The following is an 18,022-nucleotide window of genomic DNA, read 5'->3' as shown; positions in this document are numbered from 1 at the left end:
TTCGGTTTCCCGCGCCGACACTAACTGGTCTGCACAAATGCAATGCCGCAGGTCTCTAGATGGATGTGAGTATCCCGGGAACTGGGCTGGTCAATTTCGCATAAGTACGGAGTCCGACGTGGTGTCGCAGCCACCACCCCTATCCAGCTCGAATGGCTTGCCGTCAGACGACAGCGTCAACTTCGGCGGCAACCATGCGGTACCGACGAATTGCGAGCGCTGCGTGTTTGCCACCGTAAAGACCAAGGCCAGGTCGCGCCACTCGTAATTGTCGACAAGATGCGTTTCCGTACCGGTCAACGCAACTGACACAGAATAGCTTCCGACGCCAAGGTCCATTGGAAAGCTCGCACGCAATTCAAACACATCCCCGCTGGATACATTCTTGATCACCTGCTCGGAATGGAAGGTATTGGTGCCGTAGATAGACTGGCCAAGACGGTCCCGTATCATGTAGCCGATGACCAGCCGACTCAATCCGGACTTGGCACAGACCCGGATGACCAGATCAGCCTGGTCACCGACGCCAATAAACTGGACAGGATTGCCGTGGCGATCCTCCAACCAGATGCGCTCGATGGTCGCCTCTCCCGTCCCGGACACCGTCACGGCCGCACCGGCCTCGGTGCGAAGCTGTTGCACCGTGGAGTTCTCCTTCTCCGCAATCATCGCGTTGTAGAGGTCGAGGACTTCCTGAGGAGCGCCATCGGCAACCATTTTCCCTTTATCCAACATCACCGCGCGGTCGCACAGTGACTGCACGGCACTCTTGTCATGGGAAACGATCAGCAACGTGGTACCCGCATCGCGAAACTCGCGAATGCGCTTGAAGCACTTGTGGACAAAATAGGCATCACCCACGGCAAGCGCCTCATCAACAATGAGGATCTCGGGACGAGCGGCGGTTGCCAGACTGAAAGCTACTCGCATCTGCATGCCGCTTGAATAAGTCCTTACCGGCTCGTCGAAATAGTCGCCGATTTCAGCAAATTCCTCTATCTCTGGCATCAGCGACTGAATATCTGAGCGCGAGAAACCGAGCAACCCCGCGATATGCGCGGCATTCTGTCGTCCTGTCAAATCCGGGTTGAAGCCCATGCCTAGTTCAAGGATTGCCGCAATCCTGCCGCTAACACGCACCGCCCCCTCCGTCGCCCTCAAGGTGCCGGTAATCAACTTAAGCAAGGTGCTTTTACCGGCACCATTCTGTCCTACAATGCCAACAGCCTCGCCTCTTCGAACCGCAAAGCTGATATTCCTGAGCACCCAGTTATCCCTGATTTTACGTGAGTGCCATCCAAACCAGCTGCCAAACCGGCGCCATTCAGCACCGTATTCCCTGAATGATTTGCCGACATTGTCAACTTGCAAGGCAATCTTTGTCATAGCACGTCCGCCATGTCCGGGGCCGCCTTCCTGAACAACAAAAACGACAGCGCAAGTAGCGTCAACGAAACCAGCACAAGCACCAACAAGGCTGATGAATTCGGGCCACTCCCATAGACGAGTACGCTTTGATAGTCCGTAATGATCCAGTACATGGGATTTGCTGCCATCGCTGCATGCATCCTTGGCGGAATGATCGACGGCATGTAGACAACCGGTGTTAACCAGAACCACAACTGCAGCACAACATTCATGAATTGCGCGACATCGCGGACGAATACATTGAGGATACCTAGCAAAAGCCCCAACCCCATGGAAAAAGCAGCCGTCACGAGCATGAGCAACGGAATCCACAGCAGGGCAACGGTCGGCATGTGCCCAAGCAGGACAAAGACAACGATCATGACCAGAAACAGAAGCACATTATTGACTAATGCCGAGCCGAGCGTTATGACCGGCAGGCACGTGCGCGGAAACATTATCTTCTTAAGCATGTTTCCGTTTTCTACGAAGACGGTAAGCGAACGCGTCACTATTTCATTGAAAAGCGACCAGCCCGCCATACCGGCGAGCAGGTAGATCGAATAGGCATACGGGCTGTTGATCCCAGGTAACTTCGCCGTCATGATGCGGGAAAGCACCAAGGAATATATGGCAACCTGTGCCAATGGCTGCAGGATCATCCAGGTGGCACCCAGCTTGCTGCGGGCGAAACGCGAACGCAGATCATTTTTTATGGATGACAGAACGAAATGTCGGTAACGCCAAATGGCAAGAAACATTTCTTTCATTAAATATGACCTTTAAGGTTATTCATCACTGCCTGATATGACGAAAGCACTGGATTGCATCTGACATCAGACAAGCGCATTCAGTCGCTGAATGATCCGTTGTGCTGCAATGCGAGGAGAAAGTTTTTCATTAATATCAGCAGCAGCCCGCTCACCAATGGCTGCAGCAAATCCCCGATCTTCAACCAACCGTCTCATATAGGCAGCCGCCTGGTCAACACAGGGGTCCGCCCAGCGCTGGCCTTTGTAATGCACATACTCACCCTCATTCACCTGTATCAGCTGGTAGTCGACCAGACAACTGTTGTCGTGAGTCATGTATTCCATGTTCCCGGACCATGCTGTCGCGATCACCGGCTTGCCTAGTCGCATACATTCTGCAAGTCCGAGCCCGAACCCTTCAGAACGATGTAGCGATACGTAAGCATCCACACAACGTTGCAAGGCATGCATATCACCACGCCCAATTATGTCATCACGTATCAGAATACGATGATCGGACGCCGCGGCATTCAAGAGTATGCGCAACATCTCCGGATAGCGATGACCGTTACTCGACTTGATCAGAAGGCGTACGCTCGTTCGTTTATCAGGGAAAGCACGGCAAAACGCATCGATCACCGCACGCGGATTTTTTCTTGCCAATGACGAGTTGAAATCAAAACTGTTCAGAAAGACAAATGTATCGTCCTCCAAGCCAAAATCCGATCGCATCAGGCCACTATCCTCGACCTCACCCACCGGCAGTGGCGCGCTCAACACGGGCTTGTCTGTAACTGATTCGATTACTCCCCGAACAAAGCTGGACGAAACCATAATTTCATCGACTTTTTGGATTGCCGGCAACCACTCGCTCGGGAAAGATTCTAGCTCCCAGAACCAGCATGCAATCGTGTAACCACCATTCAGCCGTTCGTACCCTATGTTCTTGATGGCTTCATCTAGGTAATCTGGATTAATGAATATCAGATTTATGTTGTAAGGCGAACCTTTGCCCAAGTACGACTCAAGGCTGGCATCTCCCATACTATGAGGTATATCGAGTGGGACATCGATCACGGCGACGGGATACCCCTCGGCCAGAAGCGCACGAATATAGGCTCGGGCGCTTTCTGCAAGTCCGAATTGCCCACGGATGTTGGCATATATGTTGACCCCGGCATTTTCCCCAAATGCTTGGATCGCTGTAGCAGTATCTCGCTGTAAGGGCACAGAAGCGTCGATATGCGTCCAATTCAAGGATCGCTGAAACTTGACTTGTTGGCTTACATGCGAAATCGTGGCTTCAGAAAGACGGCTACGCCAAGAAACGGGCAAGTGTCTGTACATCACCCTCAACCATGGTTGCCGGCGTGTCCACGCCAACAGGTTCATCAGCGTAAGGTTGGCACTCATCTTTGGCTTGTTCGGAACGAGCACCTTAATCTCCCACGCCAATTCCTTGAGCACTTTTCCTCAGCATGGCTCAGTTGCTCAGGGCAAATTCCAACTCTGCACGAAGATCGGCGATGTCCTCGATGCCCACCGACAGTCGCACTAGCCCTTCACTGATACCCAACCGCTTGCGGTTAGCCGGCGGCACCGAAGCATGCGTCATGATGGCCGGATGTTCGATCAGGCTTTCCACGCCGCCCAGCGACTCGGCCAGTGCGAACAGCTCGCAACGCTCCAGCATGCGGCGCGCCTTCTTCAAACCGCCCTTGACTTCGATGCTGATAATGCCGCCGAAGCCGTGCATCTGGCGCTTCGCCAACGCATGCTGCGGATGGCTCTTCAGGCCCGGGTAGATCACCCGCTCGACGGCCGGGTGCTTGTCCAGCCAGCCGGCCAGTTCCAGTGCGCTGGCGCAGTGCTGGCGCATGCGCAGGTGCAAGGTCTTCAGGCCGCGCATCGCCAGGAAGGCGTCGAACGGGCCGGCCACCGCGCCTACCGAGTTCTGCAGGAAAGCCATGCGTTCGGCCAGCTCCTTGCTGCCTGCCACAACGATGCCACCGACCATGTCGGAGTGGCCATTGAGGTACTTGGTGGCCGAATGCAGCACCAGGTCAGCGCCGAACTCCAGCGGGCGCTGCACCATCGGCGAGCAGAAGGTGTTGTCCACCACCATGATCAAGCCATGCTTCTTGGCGAACGCGGCAACCTTGGCGAGGTTTACCAGCTTCAGCATCGGGTTGGTGGGCGTTTCGGCCCAGATCATCCGGGTGTTCGGCTTCAGCGCCGCCTTCAGCGCCGCCGTGTCGTTCAGGTCGATGAAGCTGAAATCCAGACCCGCCGAGCGCCGGCGCACCCGCTCGAACAGGCGGTAGCTGCCGCCGTAGAGATCATCCATCGCGATCACGTGGCTGCCGGAATCCAGCAGATCCAGCGTGGTGGCGGCCGCCGCCAGGCCGGAGGCGAACGCATAGCCTGCCTTGCCGCCTTCCAGATCCGCCACGCAGCGCTCGTAGGCCATCCGCGTAGGATTTTGCGTGCGCGAATACTCGTAGCCCTTGTGCTTGCCAGGGCTTTCCTGCACATAGGTGGAGGTGGCATAGATCGGCGTCATGATCGCGCCGGTCGAGGGATCGGGGTGCTGCCCTGCGTGGATCGCGCGCGTTCCGAGTCCGTGGCTGGCGGCAGACTTCTTTGGCATGGACAGGTAACCGTAGCTGGGCGGCAGGTTCCGGTAGCCGGCTGCCGCGTGAAGGGATCGTGCATTGTACCCGTGCGACCGGCGTTTGCCTTAACCGAGCCCCGAGCGCCGCGTGCCGGCGTATTTGAGCCGGGCGGAGAGCATGCAAAAATGCAGCTTTGTCGTCACACGGATCGCGCGCCCCATGCAGACCCTCCTTGTCACCGGCGGTGCCGGCTTCATCGGCGCGAACTTCGTGCTGCAGGCAGTGGCCGACGGCCTCACCGTGGTGAACCTGGACAAGCTCACCTACGCCGGCAACCTTGACACCCTGGCCACGCTGGACGGCAACGCTCGCCACGTCTTCGTGCAGGGCGATATCGGTGACCGCGCCCTGGTGGCGAGACTGCTGGCCGACCATCGGCCCGATGCGATCGTGAATTTCGCCGCCGAATCGCACGTGGACCGCTCCATCGATGGCCCGGCCGAATTCGTGCAGACCAACGTGGTGGGTACGCTGGGCCTGCTGGAGTGCACACGTGATTACTGGCGCAGCCTGGAAGGTGCCGCGCGCGAGGGCTTCCGTTTTCTGCACGTGTCTACCGACGAGGTCTACGGCTCGCTGGGCGAATCCGGGGCGTTCACCGAGACCACGCCGTACGCGCCGAACTCGCCGTACTCCGCCTCGAAGGCTGGCTCCGACCACCTGGTGCGCGCCTTCCACCATACCTACGGCCTGCCCACGCTCACCACCAACTGCTCGAACAACTACGGGCCGTTCCAGTTTCCCGAGAAGCTGATCCCACTGGTGACCGCCAAGGCGCTGGCCTGCGAGCCGCTGCCGGTCTACGGCGACGGCCTCAACATCCGCGACTGGCTGTTCGTGGGCGACCACTGCAGCGCGATCCGCCGCGTGCTGGAAGCCGGCCGCGTGGGCGAGACCTACAACGTGGGTGGCAACGCCGAGCGCACCAACATCACCGTGGTGAAGGCGATCTGCGCGCTGCTCGATGCACGCCGCCCGCTGCCCGGCGGCCGCGCCCGCGAATCGCTGATCACCTACGTGAAGGACCGCCCCGGCCACGATCGCCGCTACGCGATCGACTCCTCCAAACTGCAGCGCGAGCTGGGCTGGAAGCCCTCGCAGACCTTCGAGAGCGGCATCGCCGCCACGTTGGACTGGTATCTCGCCAACCAGTCCTGGGTGCAACGCGTGCTGGACGGCAGCTACCGGATGGAGAGGCTGGGCGCATGAGCACGAAAGGCATCATCCTCGCCGGCGGCTCCGGCACGCGCCTGCATCCGATCACCCGCGCGGTGAGCAAGCAGCTCTTGCCGGTATACGACAAGCCGATGATCTACTACCCGCTGGCCACGCTGATGCTGGCCGGCATCCGCGAGGTGCTGGTGATCAACACCCCGCACGAGCAGGCGATGTTCCAGCGCCTGCTCGGCGACGGCTCGCAGTGGGGCATCGAGATCACCTATGCCGTGCAGCCCTCGCCGGACGGCCTGGCGCAGGCCTTTACCATCGGCCGCGACTTCATCTCCGGCCAGCGGAGCTGCCTGGTATTGGGCGACAACATCTTCTACGGCCACGGCTTCACCGAACGCCTGAAGCGCGCAGCCGCGCGTGAGCATGGCGCCACCGTGTTCGGCTACTGGGTGAAGGACCCTGAGCGCTACGGCGTGGCCGAGTTCGACGCCTCGGGCCGCGTGATCGGCCTGGAGGAAAAACCCGCGCAGCCGAAGTCGCACTATGCCGTCACCGGCCTCTACTTCTACGACGCCCGCGTCTGCGACTATGCCGCGGCGTTGAAGCCGTCGCCGCGCGGCGAACTGGAGATCACCGACCTCAACCGCTGCTACCTCGACGACGACTCGCTGCACCTGGAGCAGCTCGGCCGGGGCTTCGCCTGGCTGGACACCGGCACGCACGAATCGCTGATGGAAGCGGGCAACTACATCGAGACGATCGAGAACCGCCAAGGCCTCAAGGTCTGCTGCCCTGAGGAGATCGCCTTCCTCAACGGCTGGATCAATGGCGAACAACTGCTGGCGCTGGCCGCCCCGCTGGCCAAGACCGGCTACGGCCAATACCTGCAGCAGCTGACCCGGCAGGGGCTGGCCCGATGAAGGTGATAGCAACACGCCTGCCTGGCGCGCTGGTGATCGAGCCCCAGGTGTTCGGCGATGCGCGCGGCTTCTTCTACGAAAGCTACAACCAGGCCAAGTACCGCGACGCGGGCATCGAACATAGCTTCGTGCAGTCCAACGTGTCGCGCTCGGCGCGCGGCGTGCTGCGTGGCCTGCACTACCAGTGGCCGAACCCGCAGGGCAAGCTGGTCAGCGTGCTGGAGGGTGAGGTGTACGACGTGGTAGTGGATATCCGCCGCGACTCGCCCACGTTCGGGCAGTCGGTGGGCGTGATGCTCACCGCGGAAAACCATCGCCACTTCTGGATACCGGAAGGCTTCGCGCACGGCTTCTGCGTAGTGTCCGAATTCGCCACCTTCAGCTATCAGTGCACCGCGCTGTACGACCCCAAGGCGGACGCCGGCATCCGCTGGAACGACGCTGCGCTGGGCATCGACTGGCCGATCAGCGAGCCGCTGCTGTCGGACAAGGACGGCAGCGCGCCCCTGCTCGCCGACGTGCCGGCCGAACGCCTGCCGATCTACCGCGCATGAGGATCCTGCTGCTCGGTGCCAACGGCCAGCTCGGCCGCAGCTTCATCGAAGATGGCGGACTGGCGGCACGTGGCGAACTGGTCACGGCCAGCCGCGACGGCCAGCGCTTCGATGGCACGACCATCGAGACCGCCGATCTCGCCGCGCCCGAGAGCCTGCCCACCCTGCTGGACCACGTCCGTCCCGACGTGATCGTCAACGCCGCCGCGTACACGGCAGTGGATCGCGCCGAGGAGGAAGAGGCGCTGGCCACCCGCGTCAACGGCGAGGCCGCCGGCGTGCTGGGCCGCTGGGCCGCTGCGCACGGTGCGCTGGTGATCCATTACTCCACCGACTACGTGTTCGATGGCGCCGCCAGCGTGCCCTACCCGGTCGACGCACCTGCCGCGCCGCTGGGCGCCTACGGGCGCAGCAAGCTGGCCGGCGAGCGGGCCTTTCGGGACAGCGGCGCGGCGCATTTCATCTTCCGCACCGCGTGGGTATATGCGCCACACGGCAACAACTTCCTGCGCACCATGCTGCGGGTAGGCGCCGAGCGCGACGAGCTGCGCGTGGTGGCTGACCAGTTCGGCGCGCCCACCAGCACCGCGCTGATCGTGGCGGGTACGCTCGCCGCGCTGGATGCGTGGCAAGCTGCCGACGCCACGTGCCGACGTGCGCTGGAAGGTACACATCATCTGGTCGCCAGTGGTCGCACCAGCTGGCATGGCTTCGCCTCGGCGATCTTCGACGGCACAGCGGAACGCGGACTGGTCGCGCGCCCCCCCCGGGTGACGGCGATCGCCACCTCCGATTACCCAACGCCGGCGAAACGCCCGGCCTGGTCGGTGCTGGACAACTCTGGCTTCCAGCAACGCTTCGGCTATGCTTTGCCCGACTGGCAAACCGGCTTGCACGACGTGCTGGATGCGCTCGTCCGCGCATCTTGATGTTCGCGTAGGAGCGGCTTCAGCCGCGACCACCGAAACAGGATGTCGCGGCTGAAGCCACTCCTACCGGCAAGCCGCGAGCCGCAGGCATACAAAGGTCGATCCACCATGCTCATTCCCCTGATTCTCAGCGGCGGCAGCGGTACCCGGTTGTGGCCCGTCTCGCGCCGCAACCTGCCCAAGCAATTCCTGTCATTGGCCGGCCAGGGCACGCTGTTCCAGCAGACCGTCGCGCGCACGCGCGCGCTGCCCGAGGTGGCGGCGCCGATCGTGGTGGCCAGCGAGGATCACCGCTTTCTCGCCGCCGAGCAGTTGCTGGAGGCCGGTGTCGAGGGCGCGGTCATCGTGCTGGAACCGCTGGCGCGCAACACCGCGCCGGCGATCGCGCTGGGTGCGCTGCAAGCGTTGAAACGCGATCCCGAGGCGCTGCTGCTGGTGCTGCCGGCCGACCACCTGATCGCCGACACCGAGGCCTTCGCCACCGCGGTGGCGCAGGCGATGCCGCTGGCTCGCCAGGGCTGGTTGGCCACCTTCGGCATCCGGCCCGATCGCGCCGAGACCGGCTTCGGCTACATCCGCCGCGGCGAAGCGCTGGGCGAAGGCGCGTTTCGCGTGGAGCGCTTCGTGGAGAAGCCCGACCTCGCCACCGCCGAGAGTTATCTCGCCGCCGGCAACTACGACTGGAACTCCGGCATGTTCCTGTTCCGTGCCGACCGCTATCTGGAGGAACTGGAAACACACGCGCCGGCGATGCTCGCGACGGTGCGTACGGCCCACGCTGCTGCCCACGCCGACCTCGACTTCGTGCGCGTGGACAAGGACAGCTTCGCCAAGGTGCCGGAGGATTCCATCGACTACGCGGTGATGGAAAAGACCACCCGCGCCGCGGTAGTGCCGGTGAGCTGCGGCTGGAGCGACATCGGCTCCTGGTCGGCGTTGTGGCTGGCCGGCGAACGTGACGCGGACGGCAACCTGCGCGAGGGCGACACGCTCACCGTCGACACGCGCAACTCGCTGCTGCGCTCGCATGAACGGCATCTCGTCGCCACCGTGGGCGTGGAGAATCTCGTCGTGGTCACCACGCCCGATGCCACGCTGGTCGCGCACCGCGACGCGGCGCAGGACGTGAAGAAGATCGTCGACCAGCTCAAGGCCGCCGGCCGCAGCGAGCACTCCTTCCATCGCGTGGTGCATCGCCCCTGGGGCAGCTACGACTCGCTGGAAGCAGGCGAGCGCTTCCAGGTGAAGCGCATCGTGGTGAAGCCCGGTGCGTCGCTGAGCCTGCAAAAGCACCACCATCGCGCCGAGCACTGGATCGTGGTCTCCGGCACCGCCGAGGTTACCTGCGACGAGCAGGTGTTCCTGCTCGGCGAAAACCAGAGCACCTACATCCCGCTGGGCAGCAGACACCGCCTGCGCAATCCCGGCAAGGTGGCGCTGGAACTGATCGAGGTGCAGTCCGGCAGCTACCTGGGCGAAGACGACATCGTGCGCTACGACGACGTGTACGGGCGCGCCTGAGCACGGATCGACGGTAGGAGCAGCTTCAGCCGCGAATCGTTCCGACGGTCGCGGCTGAAGCTGCTCCTACGGTCCGCGCAATTTCCGCTGCCTGCGCAACCGCCATTCGTCGCGCGCCACGTAGCCCGCCGCGCCCAGCACCATCAGCGCCAATACGTACCAGGTAATCAGGTAGTTGAGGTGGTGGTTGGGGAAGTGGATCACCGTCATGCCGCCGCGCGGCCATTCGGCCGCGGTCGTGCCCGCTGCGGCGTCCGCGTCCACGAAGTACGGCGCCACGTCCTGCAGGCCGCGCGCCCTGGCGATCGCCGCCACGTCGCGCGTGTACCAGGTGTCGCTGGCAGGGTCGTTGTGGCGGAACAGGCCGGAAGGTTCGCTGATGCGCAGCAAGCCGGTGACCGTGACCTCGCCGCCCGGCGGCGCCGGGCAATCGCCCTTGAGGTCGCACCAGCCCGCCGGCGCGAAGCCGCGGTTGACCAGCACGATGCTGCCGTCGTCGCGGCGCAATGCGGTGACTATCCAATAGCCGCTGCCGGCGTCGGTGGCCGTCCACACCCGGGTCTGGCGGTTATCGAGCCAGGTCCCGGAAAGCCGTACGTGGCGGTATTCGGCATTGGCCGCGGTGATGCCGGCCCAGTCCGCCGGCCCCGGCGCGGCCACCGGCGCCGCGTGCACGCGCTGGTCGACACGGGCGATCAACGCCGTCTTCCAGGCCAAGCGATGCACCTGCCAGGTACCCAGCGCCACGAAGCTGGCGAACAGCACCAGGCCGAGCAGGGCCAGCAGGCTCAGCGCCAGCGGGCCGCGCACGTGGCGTTCGTTCTCGTCGAAGGAGGGCGGATTGTCGCGCATGGCGCGGCATGATCGCACCATGCATGCCGCGCGTCACCGCGCGTGCATGGGCCGCCGCGCGATCAGCGACATCATGCCGCGGCCCGGCGTCGCAGGTTTCAGTCGTTGGGCAGGCCGCCGGAGCGACGGCTGAACCACAAGGCGGCCAGCGTGCCCACGGCGCCCGAGAGCAGGTACAGGCCCACGTAAGGAACACCGGCATAACGGGCGAGCGCCAGCGCCACCAGCGGCGCGAAGCCCGCGCCGATCAGCCAGCCCAGGTCCGAGGTGATCATGGCGCCGCAGAAACGGAACTCCGGCCGGAAGTTCGAGCTCACCGCGCCGGCCGCCTGCGCATGCGTGAAGCCAAGCAAGGCGTAGCCAAGGATGATGAACAGGTAGCTGTTCACCGTGCCGCCGGAGAGCAGCAGCGCGGTCCACCCGCTGTAGACCGCGATCAGCACGCCACCGGCGGCCAGGGTGGTGCGCCGGCCAAACCGGTTCGCCACCCGGCCGGACAGGAACATGCACGGCAGGGCGACGAAGGCACCGATGATCTGCACCACGAGGAAGCCGACCACCGATTGCTGTGTGAACAGCAGCGCCCACGACAGCGCGAAGATGGTCACCAGGTGGAACATCGCGTAGCTGGCCAGCGGGGCGAAGGCACCCAGGGCGATGTTGTCGCCCTGCGAACGCACCAGCTCGCGCATCGGCGAAGGCTCGAGATCGCGCTCCTTGAGCTGTTCCACATAGCGGGGCGCGACCACCATGCGCAGGCTGGCAAACAGGGACACCACGTTGATGGCGAACGCCGCGAAGAACGGATAGCGCCACCCCCAGTCGATGAACTCCTGGTGCGAAAGGCTAGCCCAGATATAGGCAAACAGCGCTGCCGCCATGATGAAACCGACCGGGTCGCTCAACTGGGGCAACATGGCGTACCAGCCGCGCCGATTCTTCGGCGCCTTGAGCGCCATCAGCGAAGCCAGTCCGTTCCAGCTACCGCCCAGCGCAAAGCCCTGTCCGAAGCGCAGCACCGCCAGCACCAGGATGGCGGCCCAGCCGAATGTCGCGTAGCCGGGCAGGAATGCCGTACCCGCGGTGGCCATGCCGAGCAGGAACAGCGCGATGGTGAGCTTGGTGGGCAGGCCGAAATGACGCTGCAGCACCAGGAAGAACATCGAGCCCAGCGGCCGCGCGATGAAGGCCAGCGCGAAGATCGCGAACGAGTAGAAGACCCCGTCGATCTGGCTGGCGAAGGGAAAGAACACGGCCGGGAACGCCAGTACGCAGGCGATGCCGAACACAAAAAAGTCGAAGGACTGGCAGGCGCGTCCCACCAGCACGCCGACAGCGAGGTCTCCCGGCGTCATCTGGTCGGCGTGGGAACTCCCGCCATGGGCGTGGACGGCCAGACCGGGAATCGACTGGGTGCTGCTGGTTGGCATGGCAATTCCCCGGCGACAATCGTGCAAGATTTGCTGGACAGATCGGCTGCGGTGTCGCGCGACGGAGCCGTCGGTTTCACATGACCGCCACAAATCCCTTGCTTGCGGCTTCGGCCAGCCCGACACCTGTCGAGCGAATCGGCAACACGCTGCGCGCGGGTAGTATAGACCCGCCCTTCCAGAGTAGTGTAAGCAGCACCTCGTTGCCCGATGCACACGCGCCCATGACCGTGAGACGTCTTCGTGGCTTGCTGTTGTCGCCCCTTGCGCTGCTGGGCGGCTGCCGCCTGGCATTGCTGGATCCGTCCGGCGATGTAGCCCGCCAGCAAAGCGACGTGATGATCGTCACCACGGCCATCACCTTGCTGATCGTCGTGCCGGTGCTCGTGGCCATCGGCGTCGTCGCATGGCGTTACCGGGCCTCCAACAAGAAGGCCCGTTACGACGCCGAATGGGATCACTCGCCCCAGCTGGAGCTGGTGGTGTGGGCCGGGCCGCTGCTGATCATCATCGCGGTCGGCGCCATCAGCTGGATCGGCACCCACCAGCTCGATCCCTATCGTCCGCTCGACCGCGTGGCCAAGGGGCAACCCGTGGCGGCCGGCACCACGCCGCTGGAAGTGGACGTCGTGTCGCTGCGCTGGAAGTGGCTGTTCTTCTATCCGCAGTACGGCGTTGCCACGGTGAACCAGCTGGCGGCGCCGGTGGATGTGCCGATCCGCTTCAAGATGACCTCGGACGCCATGATGGATGCGTTCTCCGTGCCGGAACTGGCCGGCATGGTCTACACCATGCCGGGCATGCAGACGGTGCTGCATGCCGTCATCAACCAGCCGGGCCAGTACCGGGGCTTTTCGGCCAACTACAGCGGCGCGGGCTTTACCGACATGCGTTTCAGCTTCGAAGGCATGAGCCAGCACGATTTCGGCGACTGGATCGCCAGGGTCCGCGCCGAAGGCAGCGAGCTCGACGGCAAGGCTTACGACCAGTTGCGCCAGCCCCAACGCGATGCGCCCGTGCGCTACTACGCGCGCTTCGAGCCCGACCTGTACACCCGCATCCTCGATCGCTGCATCGACCCCGGCGTGACATGCATGACCCGGATAATGTCGAGCGACGCCGGGAAGCCCATGCCCGGCATGCCCGGCCGTTCCGTGCATGCCGGCGCCGGACCACTGGCGGAGGCGGGGAAACCGGTCCGCGCGCAGGCCGCGGCGGCGCACTGACTTGCTTGCGGAGATTCATGCCATGCCCGAAGCCCTGCCTCATCGTGCGCCCGTGTGGAATTTCCTGTTCGGGCGCCTCACGCTCGACTCCCTGCCCTTCCTGAAGCCTGACCTCGAAGGCCGCATCGTCCTCGCCACCCTCGTCGTGGTGGCGATCGGCGGGCTGGCCATCCTCGGCCTGATCACCAAGAAGAAGCTGTGGGGCTACCTGTGGCATGAGTGGTTCACCAGCGTGGACCACAAGAAGCTCGGCATCATGTACATGATCCTGGGCACGGTGATGCTGCTGCGCGGCTTCTCCGACGCGATCATGATGCGCGCGCAGCAGGCGGTGGCGTTCGGCCCGCACATGGGCTATCTGCCCCCCGAGCACTACGACCAGATCTTCACCGCGCACGGCGCGATCATGATCTTTTTCGTGGCGATGGCCTACATCGTGGGCCTGATGAACTTCGTGATGCCGCTGCAGATCGGCGCGCGCGACGTGGCGTTCCCGTTTCTCAACAACCTGAGCTTCTGGTTCACCTTCTGGGGCGCGATCCTGTTCATGGTGTCGCTGTTCGTCGGCGACTTCTCCACTGCCGGCTGGCTGGGCTACCCGCCCGTGTCGGAGCTGCAGCAGGGCCCCGGCGTCGACTACTACATCTGGGGCCTGCAGCTGTCCGGCGTGGGCACGCTGCTTACCGGCGTCAACTTCGTCACCACCATCCTGAAGATGCGCGCGCCCGGCATGTCGATGATGAAGATGCCGGTGTTCACCTGGACCACGCTGTGCACCAGCGGGCTGATCCTGGCCACGTTCCCGGTACTCACCGCCACGCTGCTCCTGCTCTCGCTGGACCGCTACCTCGGCACCCACTTCTTCACCACCGGCTTCGGCGGCAACGTGATGATGTACATCAACCTGATCTGGGTGTGGGGCCACCCGGAGGTGTACATCCTGATCCTGCCGATCTTCGGCGTGTATTCCGAGATCGTGCCCACGTTCTCGGGCAAGCCGCTGTTCGGCTACTCGTCGATGGTCTACGCCACCGTGGCGATCATGATCCTGTCGTACCTGGTGTGGCTGCACCACTTCTTCACGATGGGCTCGGGCGCGGACGTCAACTCGTTCTTCTCGCTGACCACCATGATCATCTCGATCCCCACGGGCGTGAAGATCTTCAACTGGCTGTTCACCATGTACCGCGGGCGCGTGCGCTTCACCGTGCCGATGCTGTGGACGATGGGCTTTCTGTTCACCTTCACCATCGGCGGCATGACCGGCGTGATGCTGTCGGTGGCGCCGGCCGACTTCCTGCTGCACAACAGCCTGTTCCTGATCGCCCACTTCCACAACGTCATCATCGGCGGCGTGGTGTTCGGCGTGTTCGCCGCCGTCAATTACTGGTTCCCCAAGGCGTTCGGCTTCCGGCTGGACGAGTCCTGGGGCAAGGCCAGCTTCTGGTTCTGGCTGGTCGGCTTCTGGGTGGCGTTCACGCCGCTGTACATCATGGGCCTGATGGGCGTGACCCGTCGCCTCAGCCACTTCGACAACCCGGCGCTGCAACCGTACTTCATCGTCGCCGCGTTCGGCGCCTTCCTGATTGCGCTGGGCATCCTGTCCTTCATCATCCAGATCGCCGTCAGCATCCTGCGGCGCAAGGCCTATGCCGTGGGCGGCGACCCGTGGAACGGCCGCACCCTGGAGTGGTCCACCTCTTCGCCGCCGCCGGCCTACAACTTCGCATTTGTCCCGAACGTGCACCAGCGCGACGCCTGGACGGACATGAAGAAGCACGGCTTCCAGCGTCCGCTGGAAGGCTTCCACCCGATCCACATGCCGAAGAACACCGCTGCCGGCGCGATCATCGGCGCACTGTCCTTCGCCTGCTGTTTCGGCCTGGTCTGGTACATCTGGTGGCTGGCCGTGGCGTCGTTCGCCGGCGTGGTCGTGGCTTCCATCGTCCACACCTTCAATTACCACCGCGATTACCACATTCCTGCGGACGAGGTGCGGGCGTTCGAGCACAGCGGCAACTGGCAGGCTGACGCCCAGGGGGCAAGCGCATGAGCACCACGGTTGCCGATACCGCGTCCTCGCGCTTTCTCTGCCTCGAGGAGTCGCACGCGCACAACGGAACCCTGCTCGGGTTCTGGCTCTACCTGATGAGCGACTGCTTCATCTTCGCCTCGCTGTTCGCCTGCTACGCGGTGCTCGGCACCAGCACCGCGGGCGGCCCCACCGCCGCCGAGGTGCTCGACCTGCCGGGCCTGGCGGTGAACACCGCCCTGCTGCTGCTGTCGTCGGTCACCTTCGGCTTCGCGATGCTGGAGATGGCCCGGAAGAACCAGCGCGCCATACTGGCGTGGCTGGCCGTGTCCGGCCTGCTGGCCGCCGGCTTCGTGACCCTGGAGATCCACGAGTTCCTCGGCATGATCGCCGAAGGCGCCGGCCCCGGCCGCAGCGCCTTCCTGTCGTCATTCTTCACCCTGGTCGGCACGCACGGGCTGCACGTATCCGTCGGCATCCTGTGGCTGATGGTGCTGATGGTGCAGCTGGGCAAGTTCGGCCTTACCGAAGCCAACATCCGGCGGCTGCGCTGCCTGAGCATGTTCTGGCACTTCCTGGACCTGGTCTGGGTCGGCGTCTTCAGCTTCGTCTATCTGGCAGGAGTGCTGCGATGAGCCATCCCACTGCATCTGGCCACAACGACGACGCCCTGCACGTGCACGCGGGCAGCCTGCGCGGCTACCTCACCGGATTCGTGCTGGCGGCGATCCTCACCGTCATCCCGTTCTGGCTGGTGATGGGGCACGTGTTCGAGAACCGCTGGCTGACGATCACCCTCGTGCTGCTGCTGGCGGTCGTGCAGATCCTGGTGCACATCGTCTACTTCCTGCACCTCGACACGCACTCCGAAGGCGGCTGGAACATGATGGCCTTCATCTTCACCATCGTGCTGGTGGTGATCGTGCTGGGCGCGTCGATCTGGGTGATGTACAACGAGAACGCGCTGATGATGCCGATGTCGCCGCAGTACCAGCACAGCGGGGAGTGATCTTTGCGATCGTCCCTGATCGCGGGAATCAGTTGGCTGCCTCCATGGCAGCACTTGCAAGGAAAAGCCGGCAACTGCCGGCTTTTTCGTTACTGCGATTCCAGGTGTAGACAGCCAATAGAGTTCCATCCTTAGGTGGCCGCAACCCATTGATATACGTTCTGGTCAGTCGAAGGGAAATCCTTAAAGTCCTATCCCGCGAAGACCTGAGATCCGTGACGACCGGAGAATAAAGTTCTACCCGCGGTTGTCGCAATTCCGGTGGATTCGGACTCCAAACGGCCGTGCTACTCAAAACCGGGGGACGTCGGGCACACCCTCGACCCGGAGGCTTGATTGCCCTCGGCTTCATGTATTTGACGCGCTGCCCTTTGCGTGCCATGTCAAGCCACGCGCGAGGACGAGGGGTACGACGGCACCGTCGGCGCACTGATGACGTGCGTACTGCGTGGTGTGCGCGCTGGATTCGAGAGAGACGTTGCTACGCTTGGGTTAGCCGCATTTTCCACGCTCCGCGACGTGGCCGCGTTGCCGCCGCGAGCGGGCCGCGATGATCCCGCGTTCTCCGGCTCCGACCCCCGCGAGGTCGCCATCGTATCGATTGCCAACTTCAAACTCCACCACCACCTAAAACAATGAACACTGGCAACGCCAATAGTTGAACAGCAAATGCAGTCAAAAGAAGCGGAAGAGGCAACTTACGCGCGTATGCAATTAGAGCAATGTTCGCCATTACAAGCGCACCAGGGAAAAGCACATACATGCCTAACTGCCCGGAGTTCGGATAACCAGGCACCTTCTGCGCAACAACTCCCAAGTAAAGACGAATGCCGATAAAAAGGACCACGCCCCAGGCGAGCAACCACGCACCGAATGCCATTCGAAATTTTGTCATTGAGCACCTTCATAACATGGGTTTGGTTTTTGGGCGACCCTTTGGCATGGCTTAAATGTACTGCATTTTTAGTTACAAAAGAAGTTCCATGTACTGATATATACATGACATCACGAGAGGCATGGAGGGGAAACGGGGGGAGAGTAGGAATGTACCCACAACCAGTCTCAGCCAATGACGCATAGCCGCCCTTAACTTCATCCGTGACCGGGTGGCAGGCTGTGGCCAACCCATCTTTGACTGAAACCCCTACCGCTTGCGGCTTGGCTTCGCGCGGAATGGCCCGCAAGCACGTCCTGGCGCTGGCCGTGGTCAATCTGCGTAAACGTTTCACACCTGCCCGAGCAATCGGCAGGCGTCTGCCTCTGGCTGGTTCCGGTCGCGGGCTTTCAACTGATCAACATGCCAACACCGGAGCATGACAGGACCCCGCAATTCGGCGTCTTGGTCAGCACAAGCGAGTTGTGCCAAAAACTGCCAGAACGATGGCAGCCATTTTCGGAGTCCGCAGCGCGGCTGGATGACCTAGCAGGCTGTTGAGAAGCAGGGTTCCGCACTGCTTTTGATAGACACGATCTATGGCATGGCGGCCACTGCGATAGCGGTGGAGTGCGATTTTCCGCCCTGCGGGCGCACGTCTCCTGTCATCG

Annotated in this window: 17 protein-coding genes; 9 read left to right on the top strand and 8 right to left on the bottom strand. The window is 62.8% G+C overall.

Going from position 1 to position 18,022, the window contains the following annotated elements; genetic code table 11:
• Positions 1 to 90: 90 nt before the first annotated feature.
• From AC2EWF_RS00085 to AC2EWF_RS00070, 4 genes are all read right to left on the bottom strand, one after another.
• On the bottom strand, positions 91 to 1,386 hold the full coding sequence (locus tag AC2EWF_RS00085) for an ABC transporter ATP-binding protein (RefSeq protein ID WP_483637337.1): 1,296 nt from the start codon (positions 1,384 to 1,386) through the stop codon (positions 91 to 93).
• Positions 1,383 to 2,177 (bottom strand): ABC transporter permease, encoded by a 795-nt coding sequence (locus AC2EWF_RS00080; RefSeq protein WP_483637336.1) that lies wholly within the window; start codon positions 2,175 to 2,177, stop codon positions 1,383 to 1,385. Before AC2EWF_RS00080 ends, AC2EWF_RS00085 begins: the two co-directional genes overlap by 4 nt.
• A 66-nt stretch (positions 2,178 to 2,243) precedes the next feature.
• On the bottom strand, positions 2,244 to 3,626 hold the full coding sequence (locus AC2EWF_RS00075) for a glycosyltransferase (RefSeq protein ID WP_483637335.1): 1,383 nt from the start codon (positions 3,624 to 3,626) through the stop codon (positions 2,244 to 2,246).
• 16 nt (positions 3,627 to 3,642) lie between these two features.
• Positions 3,643 to 4,809 carry a trans-sulfuration enzyme family protein gene (locus AC2EWF_RS00070; RefSeq protein ID WP_483637334.1) on the bottom strand — a complete coding sequence of 389 codons (1,167 nt, stop codon included), beginning with the start codon at positions 4,807 to 4,809 and terminating at the stop codon, positions 3,643 to 3,645.
• Positions 4,810 to 4,993: 184 nt separating this feature from the next.
• Between AC2EWF_RS00070 and rfbB the strand changes: the two genes are divergently transcribed.
• From rfbB to AC2EWF_RS00045, 5 genes are all read left to right on the top strand, one after another.
• Positions 4,994 to 6,043: a dTDP-glucose 4,6-dehydratase gene (rfbB, locus tag AC2EWF_RS00065; RefSeq protein WP_483637333.1), complete on the top strand. Its 1,050-nt coding sequence runs from the start codon at positions 4,994 to 4,996 to the stop codon at positions 6,041 to 6,043.
• Positions 6,040 to 6,924: a glucose-1-phosphate thymidylyltransferase RfbA gene (gene rfbA / locus AC2EWF_RS00060; protein WP_483637332.1), complete on the top strand. Its 885-nt coding sequence runs from the start codon at positions 6,040 to 6,042 to the stop codon at positions 6,922 to 6,924. The genes rfbB and rfbA overlap by 4 nt, the downstream gene beginning before the upstream one ends.
• Complete coding sequence (gene rfbC, locus AC2EWF_RS00055) at positions 6,921 to 7,478, top strand: dTDP-4-dehydrorhamnose 3,5-epimerase (protein WP_483637331.1); 558 nt, start codon at positions 6,921 to 6,923, stop codon at positions 7,476 to 7,478. The genes rfbA and rfbC overlap by 4 nt, the downstream gene beginning before the upstream one ends.
• A complete protein-coding gene (rfbD, locus tag AC2EWF_RS00050; RefSeq protein WP_483637330.1) occupies positions 7,475 to 8,407 on the top strand; it encodes a dTDP-4-dehydrorhamnose reductase in 933 nt (310 codons plus the stop codon). Before rfbC ends, rfbD begins: the two co-directional genes overlap by 4 nt.
• A 108-nt stretch (positions 8,408 to 8,515) precedes the next feature.
• Positions 8,516 to 9,928: a mannose-1-phosphate guanylyltransferase/mannose-6-phosphate isomerase gene (locus AC2EWF_RS00045; RefSeq protein WP_483637329.1), complete on the top strand. Its 1,413-nt coding sequence runs from the start codon at positions 8,516 to 8,518 to the stop codon at positions 9,926 to 9,928.
• Positions 9,929 to 9,994: 66 nt separating this feature from the next.
• Here AC2EWF_RS00045 and AC2EWF_RS00040 read toward each other — a convergent pair whose 3' ends face one another.
• Both AC2EWF_RS00040 and AC2EWF_RS00035 read right to left on the bottom strand, forming a co-directional pair.
• On the bottom strand, positions 9,995 to 10,780 hold the full coding sequence (locus AC2EWF_RS00040) for an SURF1 family protein (protein ID WP_483637328.1): 786 nt from the start codon (positions 10,778 to 10,780) through the stop codon (positions 9,995 to 9,997).
• 98 nt (positions 10,781 to 10,878) lie between these two features.
• Positions 10,879 to 12,210, bottom strand: coding sequence for an MFS transporter (locus AC2EWF_RS00035; RefSeq protein WP_483637327.1), 1,332 nt, complete (start codon positions 12,208 to 12,210; stop codon positions 10,879 to 10,881).
• A gap of 224 nt (positions 12,211 to 12,434) precedes the next feature.
• Here AC2EWF_RS00035 and cyoA point away from each other — a divergent pair, with 224 nt between their 5' ends.
• The 4 genes from cyoA (at position 12,435) to cyoD (ending at position 16,477) form a co-directional block, all read left to right on the top strand.
• A complete protein-coding gene (gene cyoA, locus AC2EWF_RS00030) occupies positions 12,435 to 13,436 on the top strand; it encodes a ubiquinol oxidase subunit II (protein ID WP_483637326.1) in 1,002 nt (333 codons plus the stop codon).
• A 64-nt stretch (positions 13,437 to 13,500) separates the two neighbouring features.
• On the top strand, positions 13,501 to 15,489 hold the full coding sequence (gene cyoB, locus AC2EWF_RS00025; protein ID WP_483638230.1) for a cytochrome o ubiquinol oxidase subunit I: 1,989 nt from the start codon (positions 13,501 to 13,503) through the stop codon (positions 15,487 to 15,489).
• On the top strand, positions 15,486 to 16,103 hold the full coding sequence (gene cyoC / locus AC2EWF_RS00020; protein WP_483637325.1) for a cytochrome o ubiquinol oxidase subunit III: 618 nt from the start codon (positions 15,486 to 15,488) through the stop codon (positions 16,101 to 16,103). The genes cyoB and cyoC overlap by 4 nt, the downstream gene beginning before the upstream one ends.
• Complete coding sequence (cyoD, locus tag AC2EWF_RS00015) at positions 16,100 to 16,477, top strand: cytochrome o ubiquinol oxidase subunit IV (protein ID WP_483637324.1); 378 nt, start codon at positions 16,100 to 16,102, stop codon at positions 16,475 to 16,477. Before cyoC ends, cyoD begins: the two co-directional genes overlap by 4 nt.
• A 610-nt stretch (positions 16,478 to 17,087) precedes the next feature.
• On the opposite strand, the gene AC2EWF_RS00010 is transcribed toward cyoD, so the two are convergent.
• Together AC2EWF_RS00010 and AC2EWF_RS00005 are read right to left on the bottom strand one after the other, a co-directional pair.
• Positions 17,088 to 17,357: a hypothetical protein gene (locus tag AC2EWF_RS00010; protein WP_483637323.1), complete on the bottom strand. Its 270-nt coding sequence runs from the start codon at positions 17,355 to 17,357 to the stop codon at positions 17,088 to 17,090.
• A gap of 463 nt (positions 17,358 to 17,820) precedes the next feature.
• On the bottom strand, positions 17,821 to 18,022 hold a 202-nt coding region (locus AC2EWF_RS00005), incomplete at its 5' end, for a hypothetical protein (protein WP_483637322.1).

Source organism: Rhodanobacter sp. sgz306013 (genome assembly GCF_057031145.1).
The sequence above is the reverse complement of the archived record's forward strand: the minus strand, read 5'-3'. Positions and strand labels throughout refer to the sequence as shown.